General features: G+C 74.2%; 24 protein-coding genes. 12 read left to right on the top strand and 12 right to left on the bottom strand.

Going from position 1 to position 21,892, the window contains the following annotated elements:
• Window positions 1-5: 5 nt before the first annotated feature.
• On the bottom strand, window positions 6-359 hold the full coding sequence (locus QCZ28_RS15720) for a DUF6401 family natural product biosynthesis protein (RefSeq protein ID WP_279517351.1): 354 nt from the start codon (window positions 357-359) through the stop codon (window positions 6-8).
• Between the two features lie 163 nt (window positions 360-522).
• Between QCZ28_RS15720 and QCZ28_RS15715 the strand changes: the two genes are divergently transcribed.
• Entirely contained in the window at window positions 523-972 is a 450-nt protein-coding gene (locus QCZ28_RS15715) for a hypothetical protein (RefSeq protein ID WP_279517350.1), read from the top strand.
• Here QCZ28_RS15715 and QCZ28_RS15710 read toward each other — a convergent pair.
• Window positions 969-1,178, bottom strand: a complete 210-nt coding sequence (locus tag QCZ28_RS15710) for a hypothetical protein (RefSeq protein WP_030334989.1) — start codon at window positions 1,176-1,178, stop codon at window positions 969-971. The genes QCZ28_RS15715 and QCZ28_RS15710 overlap by 4 nt on opposite strands.
• Before the next feature lie 158 nt (window positions 1,179-1,336).
• Between QCZ28_RS15710 and QCZ28_RS15705 the strand changes: the two genes are divergently transcribed.
• Window positions 1,337-2,635, top strand: a complete 1,299-nt coding sequence (locus QCZ28_RS15705) for an MFS transporter (RefSeq protein ID WP_279517349.1) — start codon at window positions 1,337-1,339, stop codon at window positions 2,633-2,635.
• Here the strand turns inward: QCZ28_RS15705 and QCZ28_RS15700 are convergent.
• The 4 genes from QCZ28_RS15700 to QCZ28_RS15685 form a co-directional block, all read right to left on the bottom strand.
• On the bottom strand, window positions 2,593-2,853 hold the full coding sequence (locus QCZ28_RS15700) for a hypothetical protein (protein WP_030334986.1): 261 nt from the start codon (window positions 2,851-2,853) through the stop codon (window positions 2,593-2,595). The genes QCZ28_RS15705 and QCZ28_RS15700 overlap by 43 nt on opposite strands.
• A 97-nt stretch (window positions 2,854-2,950) precedes the next feature.
• Window positions 2,951-3,412: an SRPBCC family protein gene (locus QCZ28_RS15695; RefSeq protein WP_279517348.1), complete on the bottom strand. Its 462-nt coding sequence runs from the start codon at window positions 3,410-3,412 to the stop codon at window positions 2,951-2,953.
• Between the two features lie 52 nt (window positions 3,413-3,464).
• Window positions 3,465-3,881 (bottom strand): DUF2795 domain-containing protein, encoded by a 417-nt coding sequence (locus QCZ28_RS15690; protein WP_030334982.1) that lies wholly within the window; start codon window positions 3,879-3,881, stop codon window positions 3,465-3,467.
• 100 nt (window positions 3,882-3,981) lie between these two features.
• Window positions 3,982-4,968, bottom strand: coding sequence for a YihY/virulence factor BrkB family protein (locus tag QCZ28_RS15685; RefSeq protein WP_279517347.1), 987 nt, complete (start codon window positions 4,966-4,968; stop codon window positions 3,982-3,984).
• 178 nt (window positions 4,969-5,146) lie between these two features.
• Between QCZ28_RS15685 and QCZ28_RS15680 the strand changes: the two genes are divergently transcribed.
• On the top strand, window positions 5,147-5,548 hold the full coding sequence (locus QCZ28_RS15680; RefSeq protein ID WP_030334978.1) for a ChaB family protein: 402 nt from the start codon (window positions 5,147-5,149) through the stop codon (window positions 5,546-5,548).
• A 70-nt stretch (window positions 5,549-5,618) separates the two neighbouring features.
• Here the strand turns inward: QCZ28_RS15680 and QCZ28_RS15675 are convergent, their stop codons facing one another.
• A complete protein-coding gene (locus QCZ28_RS15675; RefSeq protein WP_279517346.1) occupies window positions 5,619-7,052 on the bottom strand; it encodes an aldehyde dehydrogenase family protein in 1,434 nt (477 codons plus the stop codon).
• Between the two features lie 72 nt (window positions 7,053-7,124).
• Between QCZ28_RS15675 and QCZ28_RS15670 the strand changes: the two genes are divergently transcribed.
• A complete protein-coding gene (locus QCZ28_RS15670) occupies window positions 7,125-8,732 on the top strand; it encodes an NAD(P)/FAD-dependent oxidoreductase (RefSeq protein ID WP_279517345.1) in 1,608 nt (535 codons plus the stop codon).
• A 36-nt stretch (window positions 8,733-8,768) separates the two neighbouring features.
• Here QCZ28_RS15670 and QCZ28_RS15665 read toward each other — a convergent pair whose 3' ends face one another.
• From QCZ28_RS15665 to QCZ28_RS15655, 3 genes are all read right to left on the bottom strand, one after another.
• Window positions 8,769-9,536 carry a polyprenol monophosphomannose synthase gene (locus QCZ28_RS15665; protein WP_279517344.1) on the bottom strand — a complete coding sequence of 256 codons (768 nt, stop codon included), beginning with the start codon at window positions 9,534-9,536 and terminating at the stop codon, window positions 8,769-8,771.
• A gap of 149 nt (window positions 9,537-9,685) precedes the next feature.
• Window positions 9,686-10,687, bottom strand: a complete 1,002-nt coding sequence (locus QCZ28_RS15660) for an SDR family oxidoreductase (RefSeq protein WP_279517343.1) — start codon at window positions 10,685-10,687, stop codon at window positions 9,686-9,688.
• 2 nt (window positions 10,688-10,689) lie between these two features.
• Window positions 10,690-11,130, bottom strand: a complete 441-nt coding sequence (locus QCZ28_RS15655) for an SRPBCC family protein (RefSeq protein ID WP_279517342.1) — start codon at window positions 11,128-11,130, stop codon at window positions 10,690-10,692.
• Between the two features lie 154 nt (window positions 11,131-11,284).
• Here QCZ28_RS15655 and QCZ28_RS15650 point away from each other — a divergent pair, with 154 nt between their 5' ends.
• The 8 genes from QCZ28_RS15650 to QCZ28_RS15615 are packed head-to-tail and all read left to right on the top strand — an operon-like array spanning window position 11,285 to window position 19,909.
• Window positions 11,285-12,961, top strand: coding sequence for an HAD-IIIA family hydrolase (locus tag QCZ28_RS15650; protein ID WP_279517341.1), 1,677 nt, complete (start codon window positions 11,285-11,287; stop codon window positions 12,959-12,961).
• Entirely contained in the window at window positions 12,958-13,932 is a 975-nt protein-coding gene (locus QCZ28_RS15645; RefSeq protein WP_279517340.1) for a glycosyltransferase, read from the top strand. The genes QCZ28_RS15650 and QCZ28_RS15645 overlap by 4 nt, the downstream gene beginning before the upstream one ends.
• Window positions 13,917-15,134, top strand: coding sequence for a glycosyltransferase (locus QCZ28_RS15640; RefSeq protein WP_279517339.1), 1,218 nt, complete (start codon window positions 13,917-13,919; stop codon window positions 15,132-15,134). Before QCZ28_RS15645 ends, QCZ28_RS15640 begins: the two co-directional genes overlap by 16 nt.
• A complete protein-coding gene (locus QCZ28_RS15635) occupies window positions 15,131-15,817 on the top strand; it encodes an SIS domain-containing protein (protein ID WP_279517439.1) in 687 nt (228 codons plus the stop codon). The genes QCZ28_RS15640 and QCZ28_RS15635 overlap by 4 nt, the downstream gene beginning before the upstream one ends.
• A 16-nt stretch (window positions 15,818-15,833) precedes the next feature.
• A complete protein-coding gene (locus QCZ28_RS15630; RefSeq protein WP_279517338.1) occupies window positions 15,834-17,294 on the top strand; it encodes a PfkB family carbohydrate kinase in 1,461 nt (486 codons plus the stop codon).
• Window positions 17,291-17,992, top strand: a complete 702-nt coding sequence (locus tag QCZ28_RS15625) for an SDR family NAD(P)-dependent oxidoreductase (protein WP_279517337.1) — start codon at window positions 17,291-17,293, stop codon at window positions 17,990-17,992. The genes QCZ28_RS15630 and QCZ28_RS15625 overlap by 4 nt, the downstream gene beginning before the upstream one ends.
• The gene (locus QCZ28_RS15620; protein ID WP_279517336.1) at window positions 17,989-18,942 is read left to right on the top strand and encodes a glycosyltransferase family 9 protein; all 954 of its coding nucleotides are present in this window, start codon (window positions 17,989-17,991) and stop codon (window positions 18,940-18,942) included. The genes QCZ28_RS15625 and QCZ28_RS15620 overlap by 4 nt, the downstream gene beginning before the upstream one ends.
• Window positions 18,926-19,909 (top strand): DNA topoisomerase IB, encoded by a 984-nt coding sequence (locus tag QCZ28_RS15615; RefSeq protein WP_279517335.1) that lies wholly within the window; start codon window positions 18,926-18,928, stop codon window positions 19,907-19,909. Before QCZ28_RS15620 ends, QCZ28_RS15615 begins: the two co-directional genes overlap by 17 nt.
• 150 nt (window positions 19,910-20,059) lie before the next feature.
• Here QCZ28_RS15615 and QCZ28_RS15610 read toward each other — a convergent pair whose 3' ends face one another.
• Both QCZ28_RS15610 and QCZ28_RS15605 read right to left on the bottom strand, forming a co-directional pair.
• Window positions 20,060-21,094: a helix-turn-helix domain-containing protein gene (locus QCZ28_RS15610; RefSeq protein ID WP_279517334.1), complete on the bottom strand. Its 1,035-nt coding sequence runs from the start codon at window positions 21,092-21,094 to the stop codon at window positions 20,060-20,062.
• Window positions 21,095-21,104: 10 nt separating this feature from the next.
• On the bottom strand, window positions 21,105-21,866 hold the full coding sequence (locus QCZ28_RS15605) for a TetR/AcrR family transcriptional regulator (protein ID WP_279517333.1): 762 nt from the start codon (window positions 21,864-21,866) through the stop codon (window positions 21,105-21,107).
• Window positions 21,867-21,892: the final 26 nt, after the last annotated feature.

Below are 21,892 nucleotides of genomic sequence, written 5' to 3'. Positions count from 1 at the left end.
TCGGGTCAGTCCCGGTCGAGTGCGCGAGCCAACGCGCAGACCGCGAGCAGGCGGGTGAGCAGCCACTCCGGGTGGCTCCAGTCCACCGGCCCGCTGGGCGGCGTCCACCCGTGCTCCAGGGCGGCGGCGCGCACGCCCTCGGCGTAGCCGGCGAGCGCCGCGGAGGTCAGCGGCGTGCGGTCACCGTCGAGGCTGTCCCGAACGGCCGCCGCGTGCTGGTCGACCTGGGCCAGCAGCCCCGGTCGCGCGGCGGCGGCGGCGAGCCCGACAGTGCCCACGGAGACGGTGAGGGCGGCCAGGGTGGACCGCGCCGAGTCGACGGCGGTACGGGAGGCGACCCGGTTGAACGGCACACGCATGGTGACCGAGGCTAACCGACCGGTCACCGCGTCGGCCTCGTCCGCTCGGTGGATGTCACCTGCGCCACTGGGGCGATCGCCGCTGACCTGGGGGGTTGATCCGGCACAGACGGGGCAGCAGGAGAACCACCCACGGACAGCGGCACCCGGCACGGAGGCACGGATGGGACAGCGGACGGACGGACCCGACGAGCGGCACCAGCGGCCGGACGGGGTCAGCGACGCCACCGTCGCGGCGCTCGGCAAGCTCAGCGAGGCGTTGGAGTGTGTGGAGCGGGCCCGGGGGCACCTCTACTCGATGCACCAGTTGATCGGCCATGCCGACCTGATGCTCGACGACGCGGTGGAGCAGTTCCGTGCCGCGGGTCACCCGCACCTCGCCGACCGGATCGGCACGGAACTGCGCGGTCGCAACGTCATCGCCGGACGGTGGACCTTCCAGATCGTCGAGGACTTCGACGACGGCTACCACGCGGTGTTCCGGGAGCTGGATCAGCAGGCCCGCGACGAGCTGGTGGGCGGGCGGCGCCACCTGTACGAGGCGGAGATGAAGGAACGCCGCCGGAGCCGGGGCCGGCCGGGCCACGAGGCCCGGCCGGGCGGTGGGGACTAGTCGCTGGTCGCGTCGGCGGGGCGTCGCCGCGCCGCGTCGTCGGCGATGATCACGGTGGCCACCATCAGCGCGACGCAGAGGCTGAACAGCCACGACTCGTCGGTGACGAGCCAGGCGGACACGGGGGCCTGGAGCGCGGCGAGCAGGAAGCCGAGCCAGGCGAGCCGGCGCTGACGCGTGGAGAGGATTCCGGAGCCTTGATGCATCCCGAAATTCTTACGCGAACCCGCCGGTTTGCCGTCCTCCGATCGGCCGATTCTGGATGAGCTGTCCGTTTTCCCAACCGTACGGACACGACTTCTTTGCGCCGCGAGCGGTCGGGTGCCGACGGCGCTAGGGTGCCCCTGCGGCAGGATGGTGACTCGTGTCCACCCCGCCCGCGCGCCCCCGCGCCGCACTGCTCCTGCTCGCGTACCTCGCGTTCGTCAGTCTCGGCCTGCCCGACGGTCTGCTCGGCGTCGGCTGGCCCTCGATCCGGGCCGACTTCGACGTGCCGACCGAGGCGGTCGGCTGGGTGCTCACCGCCGGCACCGTCGGCTACCTCACCTCAAGCGTGCTGGCCGGCTTCACACTGGCCCGGGTCGGCGTGGGCGCGCTGCTCGCCGGCAGCACCCTGCTGGCCAGCCTGGCGCTGACCGGCTACGCGACCAGCCCCGTGCTGGTGGTGCTGGTGGGCTGTGCGCTGCTGCTCGGGCTCGGCTCCGGCGCTGTCGACTCCGGGCTCAACGCGTACGCCGCCGGGGCCTTCGGGCCGCGCCACATGAACTGGTTGCACGCCTTCTTCGGCCTCGGCGTGGCGATCGGCCCACTGATCATGACCGGGGTGTTGAGCACCGGGCTCGGCTGGCGCTGGGGGTACGGCATCATCGCCGCCGCCCAGCTCGTCCTCGCCGCCGCGTTCGCGCTCACCGTGCGGGCCTGGCACCGGGGCGTCCCGGCCGGCGCCGAGGCGGGCACGACCGCCCAGGCCGGGCTCTCCGCCACTGATGGCGGGCCGGCACCGGTCGTCCGGGTTCCGATCGGGGAGACGCTGCGGCTGCCGGCGGTCTGGTCCGGGACGCTCGCCTTCGTGCTGTACGTGGCGATCGAGGTGTCCGCCGGGCTGTGGGCGTTCCTGCTGCTCACCGAGGGGCGAGGGCTGAGCGCGGCGGTGGCCGGCGGCTGCGTCTCCGCGTACTGGGGCAGTCTCTTCGTCGGCCGGGTCGTGCAGGGTCTGGTCGCCGAGCGCCTGGGGGCGGGGCTGGTGCTGCGCGTCAGCCTGGCCGGAATGGCGGTCGGCGCGGCGCTGATCGCGGTACCCGGGCCGGCCGTCCTGGCGGTGCTCGGCCTGGTCGTTGTCGGTTTCGCCGCCGCGCCGGTGTTTCCGCTGCTCACCCTCACCACCGCCGAACGGGTCGGGGTGGCGCACGCGGACCGGGCCATCGGGCTGCAGATCGGTGCCGCGGGCATCGGCGCGGCGCTCGTCCCGGCCGGGCTGGGCGTGCTGATCGGCAACACGTCGGTGCAGGTGCTGGGCTCGGCCCTGCTGGTGCTCGCGCTGGCGCTGATCGCGCTGCACGAGTGGGGTACGCGCCGACCCGCCACCGAGCCGCCCGCGTCCGACCAGATCGGGAGCGCGGGTCAGACGTCCGGCCCGGTCCTGCCGGTGGTGGACGGGCGGTAGGCGCGCTGCGGGTCGGTGGCCTCCCGGCTGTTGCCCCGGGCCTGCCCCTCGCGGTCCGACGCGGCCGCACCGTGCCCGAACGCGGCCTCCTCGCCGGCGTCGTTGCCCGTCACGTCGTCGGCCTGCCCGTCGAGGCTGGAGCCCGACACGGCGCGCTCCAACTCCTCCAACGGAAGCCGCTCCTCGTCCCGCCACACCCTGATGCTGTCGTCGGTCATACCTCCAGCCGTACCCGGGCACGATGATCGCAAACAGGCTCGGACACGGCGATGGCCGCCGGGAACCCCGACGGCCATCTCCGGTCACTGCTCAGCGTCACGGCTGCGGGCGGTCCACCTGCCCGCGCCAGGCACCGGTCTCCTGACCACGCCGCTCGATGTAGGTCTTGAACCGTTCCAGGTCGCCCTTGGCCCGCCGGTCGACGATGCCGAGCTTGTCGCCGGCCTGCTCGACGACACCGTGCGGCTCGAACTCGAGTTGCAGGGTGACCCGGGTCTTGTCCTGGTCCAAGCGGTGGAAGGTCACCACGCCGGCCTGCTGGGCGCCGCCGGTGGACCGCCAGGCGACCCGCTCGTCGGGGAGCTGTTCGGTGATCTCCGCGTCGAACTCGCGCTTCACCCCGGCGATGTCCACAGTCCAGTGGGTCATCGTGTCGGAGAGCTGCCGGACCTCCTGCACGCCCTCCATGAACTCGGGAAACTCCTCGAACTGCGTCCACTGGTCGTACGCGGTGCGGACGGGCACGGAAACGTCTACGTGTTCGGTAACGCCACTCATCGGGGAAACCTCCTTCAGCAGCTGGTGGGTGGTGGATCGGGGGCGATCCTTCTCACCAGCGAGTCGTCTCGTTCTTGTTGCCGAGCGCGGCCCACACCTCGGAGACGGTCTGGTAGACGGTGCCCTCGGGCAGCCGTTCCAGCGCCGCCACGATGTCGTCGGGCGCCTCGTTCTCGCGGGCGCTGGCGATGAGCACCAGGCGGTCGCCCGGCAGCGCGCTCATCGAGATGAACCGGCCGAGCCGGCTGCGCTGCTCGACGTCCGTCGAGCTCATCCCCTGCGGGGCGCCGGTGCGCGTATCGCCGGCCGGGGCGGTGGTCGCCTCCGGTTGGTCCTCACCGGCCGGTTCCGGAACCCGGAACTCGTCGACTCGAGAGCCACCGGTCCCCGGCCCCTGTACCAGGCCGCTGACCTCCTGACTCATCTGTTCGTCGATCCTCGGTCCGTGCTTGCTGTTGCCACGCTCCATGCCTTCTGCGCTACCCGGCACCCCGCCCGCTAAACCGGCACCGGGTTACGAACCGGCCCTCGGCCCGGCGACGAACCGGACGTCACCGCCGAACGGGACCTCACTCGTCGGCCGGTCGGCGCGGCGGCAGCACAGGCTCCTCCGGGTCCGGGTCGCCGGCCTGCAACTGCCGCCCGCGCTGCACCTCGGCGTTGATCTGCACGCCCAGCATCAGCGCCGAGTTCGACAGGTAGAGCCAGACCAGGAACGCGATGGCCGCGCCGAGGCTGCCGTAGGTGGTGTCGTACGAGCCGAAGTTGGCCACGTAGAGGCCGAAGTTGAAGGAGGCCGCCGCCCAGGAGAGCAGGGCCACCGCGCCGCCCGGGGTGAGCCAGCGGAACCGGGGCTGGCGCACGTTCGGCGCGATCCAGAACAGCAGGGACAGCAGCACCATCATGATCATGGCGAGGACCGGCCACTTCGCCACGCTCCACGTGGTGCGGGCCAGGCCGCCGGCGTTGATCAGGTCGCCGACCGCGTCGGTGACCGGCCCGCTGACGATCAGGCCGAGAGCGACCACCGCGAGCAGCACCAGCGTGATCGCCGCCAGGCCGATCTGCAGAGGCCGGAGCTTCCAGACCGGGCGACCCTCGGTCACCCCGTACACCGCGTTCGAGGCCCTGGTGAACGCGCCGATGAAACCCGACGCGGACCAGAGCGCACCGAGCAGGCCGAAACTCAGCAACAGCTTGGGGTTGCTCTGCTCGAGCACCACGGCGCGGATCACCCCGATCACGCCATCCTTGTCGTCGGTCAGCACCGCCCCGACGCCCACCTGGTTGGCGAGGTCGACAACGGTGTCGACGGTCTGCTCGCCGCTGGAGACCAGGCCGACCAGCGCCACCACCACGATGGCGGACGGGAAGAGCGCCAGGACGCCGTAGTAGGTGAGCGCGGCGGCCCAGTCGGAGCAGTTGTCGGTGACGAACTTCTGCGCGCTGCGAACCAGCACCCCACGCCAGGTTCGCCAGCTCAGCTGCCGTATCCGTCGCGGCACCCGGCGGCCCGCTGTGCCGTCGAGGGTGGTACCGGGCTCCGTGGTCGTCATCGCCCGCTCCCTGCGCCCCGGCCGCCGGATGACCGGTCGTCCGGTCTGGCCTGGCCCGGCGGTACCCGGATGGGTAAATCGACAAACCCCACCCCCGGGCCGGCCGACGCCGCTATGGTTTGCCGCCGCGTCACCGGGGAACGGTCACAGTGACCCTGTCGACACGGAGGAGGACGAGATGCCCGGGCGCGAAGACCTGCCCAGCACGCTGCGGCGCTCCCCGGATAAGGCGCAGCGCACCTGGGAGAAGACGCACGACTCGGCGGTCGAGACCTACGGCGAGGGGGAGCGGGCGCACCGCACCGCCTTCGCCGCGGTGAAGCACCAGTTCGAGAAGGTGGGCGACCACTGGGAGCCGAAGGGCCGCAAGGGCCCCAGCGACCAGCAGGCCGCCGGTGGCGGGCCGGAACGACGGGCCCCCACGGCGGGTGGCGTGGACGCCAACGCCACCAAGGACCACCTGATGTCGGTGGCCCGCAAACTCGACGTACCCGGCCGATCGGGCATGACCAAGCCGGAGCTGGTCACGGCCATCGAGAAGGCCAACGACCGCGCCACCCGCAAGGCCCGCGGGAACTGACCGCGCCGCACCGGAGCACCACCGACGCGGTACGGGCGGACGCGCCACCCCTGCGTCCGCCCGTGCTGTCCTACCAGTGCCCGCCACCCGGCGCCTCGATGTGCACCGCCTTGGTGGCGGTGAACTCGTCCAGCAGCTCCGGGCCGTACCCGAAGCCCTGCCCACTGCCCCGGCGCGGATGCGCGGCACCGCCCGGCGCGCCCCCGAACACCGCGTTGATCTTGACGGTGCCCACCGGCAGCTCCCGCCAGGCCCGCTGCGCGTGACTCATCGACGGGGTCAACACGGTGGCCGCCAGCCCGTACGGGGAGTCCGCCGCGCAGCGCAACGCCTCGTCGAACGAGTCGACCACCACCACCGGTGCGACCGGCCCGAACGTCTCCTCCCGGACCAGCGCCGTGTCGTGGCGGCAGTCCGTGACGACGGTCGCCGGATAGAACGCGCCCGGCCCGGCCGGCACCTCTCCGCCGGTGCGCACCCGCGCCCCGTCGGCCACCGCCGCCGCCACCTGCCCGTGCACGTGGTCCCGGTGCCGGCGGTCGACCAGCGGGCCCAACTCGGTGCCCGGGTCCCGGCCCGACCCGACCCGCAGCGCCTCGGCGCGTCGCACCAGCGCGGCCACGAAGTCGTCGGCCACCTCCCGGTGCACGTAGAGCCGCTCCACCGCCACGCAGATCTGCCCGGCGTTGGCGAACGCGCCGAGCGCGGCCTGCTCCGCCGCCCACTGCGGGTCGACGCCCGCGTCCACCACCAACGGATCGCTGCCCCCGTTCTCCAGGAGCACCTTCGCGCCGGTGCGGGCCGCGGCGGCGGCGATCGCCCGGCCGGTCGCTGTCGCGCCGACGTGGGCCACCACGTCGACCTCCTGCGCCGCCAGCGCCGCACCCACCTCCGGGCCGCCGGTGAGCAGCGACAACACCCCGGGGGGCAGCGCCTGGTCCAGTGCGCGGGCCAGCAGCCAACCCGTCGCCGGGGTCCGTTCGCTCGGCTTGTAGAGCACCGCGTTCCCGGTCACCAGAGCCGCGCCGAGCAGCCCACAGGAGACCGCCACCGGGTCGTTCCAGGGGGTGATCGCCGCGACCACCCCGCGGGGCTGCGGGGTCAGGAAGTCCAGCGCGTCGGGCTCGCCGTTGAGGGTGCGCCCGCCGCGCAGCGGTGTTAGCTCCGCATACTGTCGCAGGGTGCCGATCCCCGCCTCGACGCCGCCACGGGCGTCCGCCAACGGCTTGCCCATCTCCGCGGTGACCGCCGCCGACAACTCCTCGACGACCGCCTCCACCGCGTCCGCGGCCCGGTGCAGCACCGCCGCCCGTTCCGCCGGCGCGGTCGACGCCCACTGGGCCGCCACGTTGCGGGCCGCCTGGGTCGCCTTGCCCACCTCGTCGGCGGTGGCCACCGGCACCGTGCTCACCGGCTGGTCGTCCGCCGGATCACGCACGACCAGTTCGCCGCCGTCGCCGCCCGCACCCCACACCCCGCCCACCAGCTGCGCAACCGTGTACATGCGGCGCTGGATGCCCCGGCCCCGGCGAGGCAAACGCGTTTCGCCCGGTTGCGCGCCGGGTAGGCGGATCCGATGACAACCACCGTCGCGCAGAGCGCGGACGCCGTCATCATCGGTGCCGGGCACAACGGCCTGGTGGCGGCCAACCTGCTGGCCGACGCCGGCTGGGACGTGGTGGTGCTGGAGGCGACCGCGACGCCCGGCGGCGCGGTCCGCTCCGCTCGGGTCACCGCGCCCGGCTACCTGAGCGACCTCTACAGCTCGTTCTACCCCCTCGGGTACGCCTCACCGGTGCTGGGCGCCCTCGGCCTGGATCGACACGGGTTGTCGTGGCGACACGCCCCGGACGTGCTGGCCCACCTGCTGCCCGACGGCCGGGCCGCGGTGATCAACCGGGACCCGGACGCCACCGCCGCGTCGCTGGAGCAGTTCGCTCCCGGTGACGGCAAGCGGTGGCTGAACGCGTACGCCGAGTGGCTCGACGTGGCCGAGCCGATGCTGGACGCGATCACCGCGCCGTTCCCGCCGGTACGCGGAGGGCTGGGCCTGCTGCGACGGTTGCGGGTCGCTGGCGCGCTGCGACTCGCCCGCCGGCTTGTCGTGCCGGTCCGCAAACTTGGCGACGAACTCTTCGACGGACCCGGCGGGCCGGCCCTGCTGGCCGGCTGCGCCCTGCACACCGACCTCTCCCCGGAGGAGGCCGGCTCCGGGGTGTACGGCTGGCTGCTGGCCATGCTCGGCCAGCAGGTCGGCTGGCCGGTGCCCGACGGCGGCGCGCAGCGGATCACCGACGCGCTGGTGGACCGGCTACAGGGGCGCGGCGGGACGATCATCTACGGCGCGCGGGCCGACCGGGTGCTCACCGCCCGGGGCCGGGCGATGGGGGTCCGCACCGTCGGGGGCGCGCTGTGGCGGGCCCGGCGGGCCGTGCTCGCCGACGTCCCGGCGCCGGCGCTCTACCTCGACCTGGTCGGCCCGGCGGCGCTGCCGTCGCGGCTGGTGGAGGACCTGGCGCACTTCCGGTGGGACGGCTCCACGCTGAAGGTGGACTGGGCGCTCTCCGCGCCGGTGCCGTGGACGAACCGGCAGGTGGCCGGCGCCGGCACCGTGCACCTCGGCGCGGACCTGAACGGGCTCACCCACTACGCCGGCGAGTTGGCCCGTGGTGAGCTGCCCCGCGACCCGTTCCTGCTGGTCGGGCAGATGTCGGTGGCGGACCCGAGCCACTCCCCGCCGGGCACCGAGTCGCTCTGGTCGTACACCCATCTGCCGTTCCGGCGGACCTGGCGGGCCGACGACGTGGCCGGGCACGTGCAGCGGATGGAGGACGTGCTGGAGGCCGCGGCACCGGGTTTCCGGCGCCTGATCGTGGGCCGGCACGTGGCCTCGCCGGCCGATCTGGAGGAGGGCAACCCCAGCCTGGTCGGCGGCGCGCTCGGCGGCGGGACGGCCGCCGCGTACCAGCAGCTCTTCCTGCGCCCGATCCCTGGCCTGGGCCGGGCGGACACCCCGGTGGACCGGCTCTTCCTGGCCAGCTCGTCGGCGCACCCGGGCGGCGGGGTGCACGGCGCGCCGGGTGCGAACGCGGCCCGCGCGGCGCTGGCCCGCGACCGTGCGCTCACCGGCCGCGCCTACGCCGCAACCATCGCCACCGCCCACAGGGCCATCTACCCGGCCTGACCGCCCCCGCGCCAGGCACCACGCACCCCTGCACTGTTAGCGGGTTACGTTGCGGTGTTTGCTGCGCAGGCGGAAGGGCATGAGGGCGCTCTCCACCTTGGTCGCGGTGGTCATCTTGGAGACGCCGTCGCGCCGCTCCTCGAAGCGGATCGGCACCTCCAGGATGGTGTGCCCCAGCTTGGTGGCGAGGTAGTGCATCTCCACCTGGAAGCTGTAGCCGTTGGACTGCACCCGCTCCAGGTCGATGTCGCGCAGGGCGTCGGCCCGCCAGACCTTGAAGCCGGCGGTGAGGTCCCGGATGCGCACCCGCAGCAGCGTGTGCACGTAGAGGTTCGCCCAGCCACTGAGCGCCCGGCGGTAGAGCGGCCAGTTCTCGTCCAGCTCGCCACCGGGCACGTACCGGGAACCGATCACCACGCTGGCCTGGGTGGACAGCAGCGCACCCAGCATTCCCGGCAGCGCCTCCGGCGGGTGCGAGAGGTCGGCGTCCATCTGCGCCACGTACTCGGCGCCGCCCGCGACCGCCCGACTCATCCCGTCCACGTACGCCCGGCCGAGGCCTTCCTTGCCGGCGCGGTGCACGACCTCGATCCGGTCGGGGTTCTCGATGGCCAGCTTGTCGGCCACCTCCCCGGTGCCGTCGGGGGAGTTGTCGTCGGCGACGAGGATGCGCAGCCCCGGCAGCGGCAGCGCGAGCAGCCGCTCGACCAGCGCCGGGAGGTTGCCCGCCTCGTTGTACGTGGGCACGACGACGGTCAGGCGTGCGTCCCGCCACGGCGACGGCAACTGCACCGGCTGGATCATGTCGGTCATCCTCGGTTTGCGGACATGGGTCATGGAAAGGGTATCCAGTTGCCGCATTCGCACCGAGGGGGCACCCCTCCCGGGCGTTGCGGACCGTCGTCGTCCACCGCGTCCCGGGGCAGCAGCCCTGGTCAGGGGGCTTGTGCCGGTCAGCGCCGACGGCGAGCGACAGCGCCGAGGGCGAGCGTCGCGACGGCGAGCGCGACACCGGAGAGCGCCGGCTTGTGGGTGCTCACCCACAACGCAGCGGAACGGTCACGTGCCTGGTGGCGGAACACCCCGGCCGCGCCCCGGTCGGTGTCCGCGTCGCCGGGGTGGTCCAGATTGTCACGCCAGGTCGCCGGATCGATAGTGGCGCCGGTCTGCTGGCTGTCGTACCCGTCGCGGGCCAGCTTCCGGTCGAGCAGGCCGGGGACCAGCGCGTCGGCCAGCCGGGCCTGCCAGGTCGGGCCACCCACGTTCAACTCCCGGGTGCCGTGGTCCGCCGCCCACACGATGGCCCGGGCGGCCAGCTCCGGAGTGAAGATCGGCGGCACCGGCTGCGGATGCCGGGGCAGCCGGGTACGGACCCAGGAGAACTGCGGCGTGTTGATCGCCGGCAGTTGCACCATCGACACCTTCACCCCCGGGCAGTCGTGCAGCAGCTCGGCGCGCAGCGAGTCGTTGAACCCCTGCACTGCGTGCTTGCTCGCGCAGTACGCCGACTGCAGCGGGATGCCCCGGTAGGCCAACGCCGAGCCCACCTGCACGATCGTGCCCCGCCCGTGCGCCCGCATGTGCCGCAGCGCGGCGAGCGTGCCGTGCACCGTGCCCAGGTAGGTGACAGCGGTGACCCGGTGGAACTCCCGCGCCGGAATCTCCCAGGCGGACGCGAACACCGACACCATCGCGTTGTTGACCCACACGTCGATGCCACCCCACCGGTGCACCACGTCGTCGGCGGCCCGCTGCACCGCGCCCGCGTCGGACACGTCGACCCGGTACACGCGCACGTCGGTCGCGCCGCGCAGCCGGCACTCCCGCTCGGCGGCGGCCAGGCCCGCCTCGCCCCGGGCCAACAGCGCCAGCCGGGCGCCGCGCGCCGCGTACGCGTGGGCGACGGCCCGGCCGACGCCGGCGCTCGCGCCGGTCACCACCACGGTCCGCGTCACGCTCACCCCTTCTGCCGGGTGGCGATGTCGGAGAGCCGGGCCAACGTCTCCCGGTTGCGCCGGTGCAACACCAGATCGTTGAGCTTGTTGTGGACCCAGCGCAGCGGGCCGGCGGCGAAGTCCTCCCCGATGCGGACCCGGGTGGCTCCCCCTCCCACCGGCTCCAGGGTGAAGGCCACGATCGCCTCACCCGCCGGCCAGAGACCGGCCTTGAGCACGAGCCGGTGCGGCGGTTCGCAGACCAGCACCGTCGAGGCGTCCTGCAGGGAGAACGGCCAGGGCCCGGCACGGTGGTGCAGTTGGCTGCCGACCCGGGGCCAGGCGTCGTCCACGTCGCGCATGTGCGCGGTGCCGACCACCCAGTCGCTGTACGTCCATCCGTCAGCGAGCACGTCGAACACCCGCTGCGGGGGAGCGTCGATCACTTTCTCCACAATCGCCACCGGGATTCCATACCCGGGGCACGGCAGTGGCTAACGGCCGACGGGGTTAGCTTCTCCGGCACGGCGGGTAAGGCCGACCCGGGGCACCGCGGCGCGCTGGCCCACCGCCTCGACGACGACGTTTACTCCTCGGGGCGCAGGGAACCCGCCGCCTGTGCGACAGGACCAGGAGGATCCGTATCAGCGCAGGTCAGCCCAGGTGTACGCCGCTGCTGACCGCGCCGGTTCCGGGTCTGTCGCAAGCCCCCGGCCCGTCCTGTACGACGCGGTGCTGCTGGACCGGGACGGCACCCTGATCGAGGACGTGCCGTACAACGGCGACCCGGAGAAGGTGCGCCCGGTGCCGGGCGCCCGGGCGGCGCTGGACCGGCTGCGCGCGGCCGGGCTGCGGCTGGCGGTCGTCACGAACCAGTCGGGCCTGGCCCGGGGTTACTTCACCGGGGAGCAGATGCGGGCGGTGCACGCCCGCGTCGAGGAGCTGCTGGGCCGGTTCGACGCGTGGCTGGTCTGCCCGCACGACGACGCCGACGGATGTGACTGCCGCAAGCCGGCACCCGGTCTGGTGCACGCCGCCGCCCGCGAGCTGGGCACCACCGCGTCCCGGTGCGTGCTGGTGGGCGACATCGGCCGGGACGTCGCCGCGGCGCTGGCCGCCGGGGCGGCGGGCGTGCTGGTGCCCACCCCGGTGACCCGACCGGAGGAGATCGCCGCCGCCGGGTGGGTGGCCACCGACCTGCCGTCGGCGGTGCACGAGATCCTGCGCCGGCAACAGGCCGTGCAGCCGGCGACCACACCCACCGAACCGGTACGGACGGCGCTGGTGGTCCGCTCGGACTCGGCGGGCGACGTGCTGGTCACCGGCCCGGCGATCCGCGCCGTGGCGGCCGGAGCGCAGCGGGTGGTGCTGTTGTGCGGGCCGCGCGGTCGGGCCGCCGCCAACCTGCTGCCCGGCGTCGACGAGATCATCGAGCATCCGCTGCCGTGGATCGACCCCACACCGGGGCCGGTCGATCCGCAGGCCGTCCGGGACCTGACCGCGCGGCTGGGCGCGATTGGCGCGGACCAGGCGGTGGTGTTCACCTCGTTCCACCAGTCCGCCCTGCCGTTGGCGCTGCTGCTGCGGATGGCGGGGATCGACCGGATCGCGGCGATCAGCGACGACTACCCGGGCTCGCTGCTGGATGTCCGGCACCGGGTGCCGGTGGGCGTCCCGGAACCCGAACGCGCCCTCTCCCTCGCCGCCGCCGCCGGCCACCGACTGCCCGACGGCGACGAACCCGTGCTCCGGCTGCGCCGGGACGCCGTGCCGCCGCGCCCGGCCGACCTCGGCGACCCGGGGTACGTGGTGCTGCACCCCGGGTCGGCCGCGTCGAGCCGGGCCTGCCCGCCGGAGCTGGCGACCCGGATCGCCGGGGCGTTGACCGACGCCGGGCACCGGGTGCTGGTCACCGGCGGCCCGGACGAACGCGCTGTCACCGCCCGGGTCGCCGCGGTCGGCGGCACCGACCTGGGCGGTCGCACCGACCTGGCCGGGCTGGCCGCGATCGTCGCGGACGCCAGCGCGGTCGTGGTCGGCAACACCGGGCCCGCGCACCTGGCCGCCGCCACCGGAGTGCCGGTGGTGAGTCTCTTCGCGCCGACAGTTCCGTTCGGACAGTGGGGGCCCTACCGGGTGCCCGCCGTCCGGCTCGGCGACGCCGCCGGACCCTGCCGGGACACCCGGGCGGCCAGCTGCCCGGTCCCCGGGCACCCCTGCCTCAGCGGCATCGACCCGGAGCAGGTGGTCGACGCGCTCCGGACGCTCGCGGTCAGCGGTGGTGGCGGCCGATGAACATCCTGCTCTGGCACGTGCACGGCTCGTGGACCACGTCGTTCGTGCACGGCAGCCACCGCTACCTGATTCCCACCACACCCGACCGCGGGCCGTACGGTCTCGGCCGGGCCCGCACCTACCCGTGGCCGGACAACGCGGTCGAGGTCAGCCCGCAGGAGCTGCCGAGCGCCGACGTGGACCTGGTGATCCTGCAACGCCCCGAGGAGCTCGACCGGGCCGAGGAGTGGCTTCGGCGCCGCCCGGGCCGCGACCTTCCGGCGATCTACGTCGAACACAACACCCCCAAGGGCGACGTGCCCAACACCCGCCACCCGATGGCCGACCGCGACGACCTGCTCATCGCCCACGTCACCGGGTTCAACCAGATCTTCTGGGACACCGGCGCCACCCGCACCAGAGTTGTCGACCACGGCATCGTCGCCCCCTCGGCGTCCTACACGGGCGAGTTGGACCGGCTCGCTGTGGTGATCAACGAGCCGGTACGGCGGGGCCGGGTCACCGGCACCGACCTGCTGCCCCAGTTCGCCGAGATCGCGCCGCTGGACGTGTTCGGCATGGGGGTCGCCGGTCTGGCCGACCACCTGGGGCTGCCCGCCGACCGGCTCACCAGCCACGACGACGTGCCCCAGGAGCGGATGCACGTCGAACTGGCCCGGCGGCGGGCGTACCTGCACCTGTGCCGGTGGACCTCCCTCGGGCTGAGCCTCATCGAGGCGATGGCGATCGGCATGCCGGTCGTCGCGCTCGCCACCACCGAGGCGGTGATGGCGGTGCCCCCGCAGGCGGGGGCGCTGGCCACCCGGACCGACACCCTGCTCGACGCCGCCCGCCGGTTCATCACCGAACCGGCGACCGCGCGTCAGGCCGGGGCGGCGGCGCGAACCGCCGCACGCGACAGGTACGGCCTCGACCGTTTCCTCGCTGACTGGGACCGGCTGCTGGAGGAGGAAGTATGCGGATCGCGATGATCTCGGAGCACGCCAGCCCGCTCGCCGTCCTCGGAGGGGAGGATGCCGGCGGCCAGAACACGCACGTCGCGGAGCTGTCCGCCGCGCTCGCCGCCGCCGGGCACGAGGTGCGGGTCTACACCCGCCGCGACGCGCCCGACCTGCCGGTGACCGTCCGCAGCCCGGACGGGTACGACGTGGTGCACGTGCCGGCCGGCCCGGCCGAGCCGGTGGCCAAGGACGCGCTGCTGCCGCACATGCGGGAGTTCAGCGCCTGGCTGATCGAACGCTGGCGCGGCGGCGACTGGGTGCCCGAGGTGATCCACGCGCACTTCTGGATGAGTGGTCTGGCCGGGCTGACCGCCGGCCGGCAGACCGGGGTGCCGGTGGTGCAGACGTACCACGCGTTGGGCACCGTGAAGCGCCGCTACCAGGGGGTGCAGGACACCAGCCCGGCCCGACGGATCTCCTACGAGCGGGAGCTGGGCCGCTCGGTCGACCGGGTCGTCGCGCAGTGCCGCGACGAGGTGGGCGAGCTGGTCCGGATGGGGGTGCCCCGGTCCCGGATGACGGTGGTGCCCTCCGGGGTCAACCTCGCCACCTTCGCCCCGCTCGGACCGGCCGCCGAGCGGGAACCGGGACGGGCCCGGATCCTCACCGTGGGCCGGCTGGTCGAGCGCAAGGGCTTCCAGACGGTGGTCCGGGCGATGGCGTTGGTGCCGGACGCCGAGTGCGTGGTCGTCGGCGGCCCACCCGAGGGGCTGTTGGAGACCGACCCGTACGCCCGCCGGTTGCGGGCCCTCGCCGAGTCGTGCGGGGTGGCCGACCGGGTGCACCTGGTCGGGGCGGTGCCCCGGGAGGAGATGGGCCGCTGGTACCGCTCGGCGGACCTGCTGGTCGCGGCGCCCTGGTACGAGCCGTTCGGGTTGACCCCGCTGGAGGCGATGGCCTGCGGGGTGCCGGTCGTCGGCACGGCCGTGGGTGGCATCCGGGACACCGTTGTCGACGGGACGACCGGTGATCTCGTGCCGGCCCGGGATCCGCAGGCCCTGGCCACCGCGATCCGAGGGTTGCTCGACGACCGGATCAGGCGCTTCGCGTACGCGACGGCGGCGCGCGAGCGGGCCCGGGCGCGGTACTCGTGGGCGGCGACCGCCGAGCGGCTGGTCGAGGTCTACAGCGAGGTGGCCGCCGTGCGCCGGCCGACCCGGGTGGTGGCCTGATGCCGACGGGCAGCCTGCTGGACACCCACCTGACGAATCTCGCGGCGGCGCTGGTGCCGTACCGGCGGTGTGAGCGGCAGCTGACGCGCTGGGGCGCGGACCTGGCCCACCGGCTGGCCGCCGGTGCTCGCCTGCTGGTCGCCGGCAACGGCGGCAGCGCCGCCGAGGCCCAGCACCTCACCGCCGAGCTGGTCGGCAAGCTGCGCGACGATCGTCGGCCGCTGTCGGCGATCGCGTTGCACGCCGAGACGAGCGCGCTCACCGCCATCGCCAACGACTACGGCTACACCGACGTGTACGCCCGCCAGGTGCGCGCCCACGGCCGCCCCGGCGACATCCTGCTGCTGCTGAGCACCAGTGGGACCAGCGCCAACCTGGTCGCCGCCGCGCGGGCCGCCCGCGACGTCGGGGTGACCACCTGGGCGCTCACCGGCGTCGCTCCCAATCCGCTCGCCGACGCCTGCGACGACGTGCTGGCCGTCGCGTCCCCGGACACCCAGGTCGTCCAGGAGCTGCACCTCGTGACCAGTCATCTGCTCTGCGAGTACCTCGAACAGGAGTTGCCGGCCGCGCTGGCCGCGGTCGGCGACCCGGCGGTCGTCCACCCCGGGCCCGGGGAGCCGGCACCGGTGGGGGTCGAGGTGGTGCTCGACGGCGGGACCGGACAGCAGGTCGACGCGTGAGGATGAGGAGGCAAGCGTGAGGGGACCGGTGGTGGTGCTGGGGGACACCCTGCTCGACCGGGACGTGGAAGGCGTGGTGAACCGGCTCTGCCCGGACTCCCCGGTGCCGGTGCTCGACGAGACAGCGGCCACCGACCGACCGGGGGGCGCCGGGCTGGCGGCGGTGTTCGCCGCCGCGCAGGGCGCCGAGGTGGTGCTGGTGACCGCGCTCGCCGACGACGCCGGCGGGGCGCGGCTGAGCGCTCTGCTCACCGCCGCCGGCGTGCAGGTGTACCCCCTGGCCCTCTCCGGCGCGACGCCGGAGAAGATCCGGCTGCGGGCCCGGGGGCGGGTGCTGCTGCGCCACGACCGGGGCGGCACGTCCGGGGAGCCGGGTCAGCCCTCCGACGAGGTGCTGCGGGTCATCGCGGCGGCGTCGGCGGTGCTGGTCAGCGACTACGGCCGGGGGGTGGCCCGGCAGCCCGCGTTGCGCGACGCGTTGGCCGCCACCCGCGCGCCGGTGGTGTGGGACCCGCATCCGCGCGGCCCGGCGGCGGTGCCCGGCGTCCACCTGGCCACCCCGAACGAGTCCGAGGTGCGCGAGTTGGTCCCCGCGCTCCCCGGCGCCTCCCGACTGGCCACCGCGTCGCGCGGCGCCCAGGGGCTGCGGCGGCGCTGGCGGGCCGGCGCGGTCGCGGTGACGTTGGGCGGTGACGGCGCGCTGCTCTGCCACGCCGGGTCGACGCCGCTGGTGGTGCCGACGCCGGGTAGCGCCGAGGGGGACACCTGCGGTGCCGGCGACCGGTTCGCGGCGGCAGCCAGCCTCGCGTTGGCCCAGGGGGCGCTGGTCTCCGAGGCGGTGCAGGTGGCGGTCGCCGAGGCGTCCGCGTACGTGGCGGGTGGGGGAGTGGCGGCGGCGCTGCCGCCATCGGGGCCGGCGGTGCGGGCCGGGAGCACGTCGGGGCCGCGCGTTCTCCAGCCCGGACCACGAGGTGGTGCGGTGGCTGACCGGGTGGGGGTCGCCGCCGTCGCCACGCTCCTCAACGAGGTACGCGCCGCTGGGGGCACCGTGGTGGCCACCGGCGGGTGCTTCGACCTGCTGCACGCCGGGCACGTGGCCACCCTGGAGGCCGCCCGGCAGCTCGGTGACTGCCTGATCGTCTGCCTGAACTCCGACGCCAGCGTGACCGGGTTGAAGGGTCCGGACCGGCCGGTGCAGTCCGAAGGTGACCGCAGCCGGCTACTGGCCGCGCTGAGCTGCGTCGACGCGGTCCTCATCTTCGACGAGCCGACCCCGGACGCGGCGCTGTCCTGGATACGCCCCGACGTCTGGGTCAAGGGCGGCGACTACGCCACCGGTGGTGGGGACGCCTCCGCCGCCCTGCCCGAGGCGCAGGTCGTACGCCGGTGGGGCGGGAACACGGTGGTGGTGCCCTACCTGGACGGTCGGTCCACCACCGACCTGATCGTCCGCACGCTCGCGGAGCGGACCCGATGACCGCCACGCGGCCCGGTGCCGGGCCCACCGTCCTGGTCACCGGCGGGTCCAGCGGGCTCGGCGCCGCCGTGGTCGCGGCGGTGGCCGCCTCCGGTGGCCGACCGCTCGTGCTGGACCGGCAGCCGCCGGTCGACGGGGTGTCCTGGACCGAGTGCGACCTGGCCGACACGCGCGCCGCCGAGGCGGCCACCCGGCATCTCGCCGAGCAGGCCGGTGGCCTGGACGCCGTGGTCACCGCCGCCGGCACCGACGTGCCGGGCCGGCTCGCCGACCTGCCGGGCGAGACCTGGGACCGGATCGTCGCCGTGGACCTGCTGGCCACCGCGGCGGTGATCCGGGCCGCGCTGCCGTTCCTGCTGACCTCTCGGGGGCGCGTCGTCACCGTCGCCTCCACCCTGGGCGTCAAGGCGGTCAGCGACGCCACCGCGTACTGCGCGGCGAAGTTCGGGGTGGTGGGGTTCACCCGAGCCCTCGCCGCCGAGCTGGCCGGTCAGGTCGGCGTCACCCTGCTCATCCCGGGTGGGATGCGCACCGCGTTCTTCGACGAACGTGACCCGCAGTACAAGCCGGGGCCGGACGCGAACCTCAACGAGCCCGCCGACACCGCCGCCGCGATCATGTTCGCGCTCAGCCAGCCGGCCGGTTGCGCGGTGCGCGAGATGGTGGTCTGCGCCGAGCAGGAGACCTCGTACCCGTGATCCTCGTGCTGCGCGCCCTCGGCGTCGGCGATCTGGTGACCGCGGTGCCCGCGCTGCGGGCGCTGCGGGCCGCGTTTCCCTCGCGGGAGCTGGCGCTCGCCGCGCCGGCCTGGCTGGCTCCGCTGGTCGACCTGGTCGGCGGGGTGGACCGGCTGGTGGACACCACCGGGTTGGACCGACCCCTGCGGGTCGGGTCGGCCCCGCGGGTAGCTGTCAACCTGCACGGCCGCGGTCCGCAGTCGCACCGGCTGCTCGCGGCCACCCGGCCCGGTCGGCTGCTCGCCTTCGCCAACGCGGACGCCGGCTGTGCCGACGGCCCGCGCTGGGCCGCCGACGAGCACGAGGTGGACCGGTGGTGCCGGCTGCTGTCCTGGTACGACATCCCGGCCGACCGGGCCGACCTCAGCCTGCGCCGGCCCGGGTCGGCGGGGCTGCCCAGCGGTGCCACGGTGCTGCACCCGGGCAGCAAGATCCCGGCCAAGCGGTGGCCGGCCGAGCGGTTCGCCGCGCTGGCCCGGGCGCTCACCGACCAGGGGCACCGGGTGCTGCTCACCGGCTCGGCCGACGAACGGGAGTTGGCGACCCGGGTGGCCGAGGCGGCCGGCCTGACCTCGGACGCCGTTCTGGCCAGCCGGACCGACCTCGGCGGGCTCGCCGCGCTGGTGGCCGACGCCCGGTTGGTGGTCAGCGGGGACACCGGCGTCGCCCATCTGGCCACCGGGTACGGCACCGCGTCGGTGGTCCTCTTCGGGCCGGTGCCACCGGCGCACTGGGGGCCACCACCGGACCGGCCACGGCACCGGGTGCTGTGGGCCGGTGCGGGGGATTGGCCCAGGTGGGACGGGGTAGGAAGCCACCCGACGATGGCGGCTCTGCACCTCGACGAGGTGTTGGCCGCGGTGGCCGAGGTGGAGAGGGTGGTGCGGGTCTCCGGTGCGGTTGCGGCGTAGCGACCCGGGTCGACCGGGGTACGGACGGCGCCGTCGCGGACGGGGTTGGCTGTTCGTCGATCCGTCCGGGGCGCCGGTGCGGGATCCGGAGGTGCTGGCCCGGCTGCGGGAGCTGGTCATTCCGCCGGCCTGGCAGGACGTCTGGATCGCGCCGCATCCGAACGGGCACATCCAGGCGGTCGGGATCGACGCGGCCGGGCGCAAGCAGTACGTCTACCACCCCCGGTGGCGGGAGAAGCAGGACGAGGCGAAGTTCGACCACATGCTGGAGGTGGCCCGGCGGTTGCCGGTGCTGCGGGAGCGGGTGGGCCGCGACCTGGACGGCCGTGGACTGGGCCGGGACCGGGTGCTGGCGACGGTCGCCCGGCTGCTGGACATGGGAATGTTCCGGGTCGGCAGCGACCAGTACGCCAACGGCGACGACCCGACGTACGGGGTGTCCACCCTGCGCCCCGAGCACGCCCGGTCCCGGCGCGGCTGCGTGGTGTTCGTGTTCCCCGCGAAGGGGGGCATCGAGCAGGTACGCCGGATCGAGGACCCGGAGCTGTGCCAGGTGCTCGTCAATCTGCGCCGTCGCCGGCGACGGGCGGAGCGGCTGTTCGGCTACTGGGACGGCCGGGAGTGGCGCGACGTGCGCAGCGACGAGGTCAACGGCTACCTGCGCGACGCCAGCGGTGGGGAGATGACCGCGAAGGACTTCCGCACCTGGCACGCCACGGTGCTGGCGGCCACCGAGTTGGCCACCGCCGGTCCGGCCCGTTCGGTGACGGCCCGGCGCAAGGCGGTGGTCGCCGTGATGCGGGAGGTGGCGGAGCTGCTGGGCAACACGCCGACGGTGGCGCGGGCGTCGTACGTGGACCCTCGGGTGGTCGACCTCTACCACGAGGGGGTGGTGGCGGCGGTGGATCCGCTGGCACCTCGCGAGGAGGCGGAGCGGGTCGTCCTGAAGCTGCTGGAGGGGACCTGACCGGCCCCGCCGGCGATTCTGGGGAAGCGCGACGGGTCGGAGCCTCGGGCCTTTGCGGGTGTCACCGGGCGGCCGCCCGCCGCTCGCGCGGCGGGCGCCTCGCCACGGCCCCCGTTGCGGCCCACCAGGCGATGGTCGGCCGCGCCGGTGTCAGTCTGCCGGCCCCGCGTTGACCGTGGACGCCTGGCGGTTGACGATCCGCGCCAGATCCGAAGCGTTGTCGCGGTGTTCCTGCGGGGTCATTCCGTAGGCGGCCTTGAACGCCCGGCTGAAGTGGGCCTTGTGGGGAAACCCCCACCGCGCCGCGATGGTCTGCACGGGCTGGTTGCGCAGCGCCGGGTCGGTCAGGTCGCGCTGGCACCGGGCCAGTCGCACGTCCCTGATGTACGACGCCACGGTGGCGTCCTCGCCCTCGAACAGGCGGTGCAGGGACCGCACCGAGATGTGGTGGGCGTCGGCGACGACCTGGGGGTCGAGGGTCACCTCGCCGAGGTGACGGTGGATGTACGACTGCACCTGGGTGAGCAGCGCCCGGCGGCGGACCTCGGTGGGCACGGCGTCCTCGGCGACGAGGTGCCGGCCGAGCATCGTGGTGGCCAGATCGAGGCCGACCGCGCCGAGCCGGCTGGCGTCGGCGGCATGGTACTGCTCGGGGTGCCCGGTCACCTGGATGAGGAACTGCGCCAGCAGCGCCCCGATCCCCTCGCTGCCGGACATCCGGCCGCCGTAGAGCGCGGCCATCCGCTGCGGTGGCAGCGGTAGCGCGGCGTGCGGGATGATCGTGACGATCGAGCTGGCCTGGCCCCGCTCCGGCTCTGTCGCGTGGTGGCCGAGGTCGTGCGGACGGGACGCGTTGTAGAAGGTGAACTCACCGACCTGGATCTCACTGCGGCGGCCGTCCTGGCTGGACGTGCCGACCCCGCCGGTGGTGAGGGCGAGCATGTACAGCTCCGGGTCCGATTGGCGAATCAGCTTCGGGGTCCGGAAGGCGTCCAGGGACGGGTAGTCGTAGCTGATCAGCTGGATCGGCCCGAGGTCGACGAAGTCGGCCCGGGCGATGAAGTCCTCGTCGTGCGCGGACCGGACCCGCATCGGCGCCGAGGTGCGTGCGACCAGTTCCAGCCACATCCCGAATCGTTCGGCCGGTGGCAGGACGGTCGTGTCGAGGGTTTCTCTCGGCAGCATCCGGGCCGCCTCAGGCCGCTCGGCGTCGGATCAGGGCCTCGACGCCGTCGAGGATCCGGTCCAGCCCGAAGGCGAACTCGTCGTCGGGGTGGTCGTCCTGGTTGAGCACGCCGGCGCTGAGCACCCGGTGCAGCGCGGGGAAGCGGGCCGGGTCGATGAGCCGGCCCACCAGCCGGGCGTACCCGGGCATCATCTCGGCGGGCTCGACGCCGGCCGCCCGGCTGCCCTCGGCGATCTGCGACGTGAGGGTGGCCTCGTTGCGGACGTACCCGGTGATCAGCAGCAGCACCGACATCTTCTCGTTCTCGCCGAGCGCGGTGCCGTCGAGGCAGCGCAGCCCGTCCTCCATCCAGCCGAGCTGCTGCGGGGTGATCGGTGGGCCGCTGATCGGGACGTGCAGCAACCAGGACCGTCGCCGCAGCACCTCGTGTTCGGCCCAGGCCCACCGGGTGAGGCCGGTACGCCAGTCGTCGCGCGGGCCGGGCGGGCCGGGGGAGGGACCGTAGCCGGTGTCCACCATGAGCATCAGCAGTTCGTCCTTCGAGCCGACGTACCGGTAGAGGGCCATGGTCGCGGCGCCCAGTTCCTTGGCCACCCGGCTCATCGACACGGCGGCCAGGCCGTCGGCGTCGGCCACCCGGACCGCGGCGTCCACGATGGCGGGCACGCTCATTCCCGGCCGGGGCCCCTTGGGTGGTCGCTCCCGCAGCCCCCAGGCGCTCTCGATGGCCGGCGGGAGTACGGGCCCGCTGTCGTCTGTCTTCGCCGCCACATTTCCTCCTTGCCTCGCCATCCTAG

The sequence above is a fragment of the Micromonospora sp. DH14 genome (assembly GCF_029809455.1).
Taxonomy (GTDB): Bacteria; Actinomycetota; Actinomycetes; order Mycobacteriales; family Micromonosporaceae; genus Micromonospora; species Micromonospora parva.
The sequence above is the reverse complement of the archived record's forward strand: the minus strand, read 5'-3'. Positions and strand labels throughout refer to the sequence as shown.